Annotated in this window: 1 protein-coding gene; it reads right to left on the bottom strand. The window is 60.2% G+C overall.

The window, feature by feature from the left end; translation table 11 throughout:
• Positions 1-883 (bottom strand): LysR family transcriptional regulator (locus FVF58_RS51020; protein ID WP_149676989.1); only part of this gene is annotated, 883 nt, incomplete at its 3' end.
• Positions 884-1,347 lie beyond the last annotated feature (464 nt).

The following is a 1,347-nucleotide window of genomic DNA, read 5'->3' as shown; positions in this document are numbered from 1 at the left end:
CACGGACCATGTCGAGGAATGCGCGCAGCGCTGCGGACATTTGCCGGCGACTCGGGTACCCGATCAAAAATCCCTCGGAAGAAGGTGAGAAGTCCTCAAGTACCCTCATCAATTGCCCTGAGCGCAGGAACACCTGCACATGCGCCTCGGCGGTATAGGTTATTCCGAGCCCGTCGATCGCAGCGCGAACCGCCAACTCCGAGCTATTGAGAATCACGTGGCTCCCAACCGGCACGCGTTGAAGCTGTCCGCCCCGAATGAACGTCCACTCGTACAGGGGCTGGTCTGGCGCCAGCCGGTAACGAATGCACCGGTGATTCTCGAGGTCTTCAGGGGTGCCTGGGTGCCCATAGTGAGCGAGATAGGCAGGCGCGGCCACGACAGCAACCTTCATTGGCCCCGTCGCCCGCACGGCCACCATGTCTGCAGCAAGGTGTTCCTTGCAGCCAATCATCGCGTCAAACCCCATCGCCACAATATCTGCAGGCGGCTGATCCACGCGCAGCTCGAGGTGTACGTCGGGATAGGTGGAGAGGAAGCGCTCCCAAACTGGCGCGACAACGAGTGCGGCCGCCGCGTGAGTGGCATAGATCCTCAGCGTGCCGACGGGCCGCTCGCGCTGCCGGTTCAAGTCCTCCAGTGCGCCGCCGATCTGGCCGAATGCCGATTGGAGCTGACCGAACAGTCGAATCCCCGCATCCGTCAGCGATACGCTGCGCGTCGTGCGGTTGAGGAGGCGCACGCCCAATCGCTCTTCCAGTTGGCGCATGGTTTGGCTGAGCGCAGAAGGTGTCACGCCCAGCCGCGCAGCGGCAGCGCGGAAGCTGTGCAGTTCTGCCACCTGTACGAATGCCGTCAACGCGGCCACATCTTTCGGAAGCATTGTTAAGTGTCGCTTAATACCAAATGCAAGTTCTAGCGATTTTAATCCGGTTTGCTAGCGGCTACATTGACGTCTTGTTCAATGACATCCAGAAACGCGAGGCGTGCCTCCTGATCCTGAGACGGTTTCGAGATGCTCGGCGGAGTCCCAAGACATCCCGGATTGCCCACACCCACGGGCTGCGCCGCAAGAGTTGCCGAGTCTGCCTGATAGCCGCCCGAAGAGGTACGGCCTACAAATCACATCGAAAGGTGCACCCCAACGTTGCTTACGGCGCTGTCGGGATGTCCCTGGAGGCTTAATTATCAATGAAAGCATTCGTGACGCATGGGTTGAATGGTCCGGATTCACTGTCGATCGATGATGTGCCCGCGCCCGGCGCACTTGGGCCTGGGCAGATTCGAGTGAGCATGCGTGCCGCATCGCTCAACTACCGCGATCTTCTTCTGTTGACTGGCGCACTT

The organism is Paraburkholderia panacisoli (genome assembly GCF_008369935.1).
GTDB lineage: Bacteria > Pseudomonadota > Gammaproteobacteria > Burkholderiales > Burkholderiaceae > Paraburkholderia > Paraburkholderia panacisoli.
This window is presented reverse-complemented; position numbering and strand designations above follow the sequence as displayed.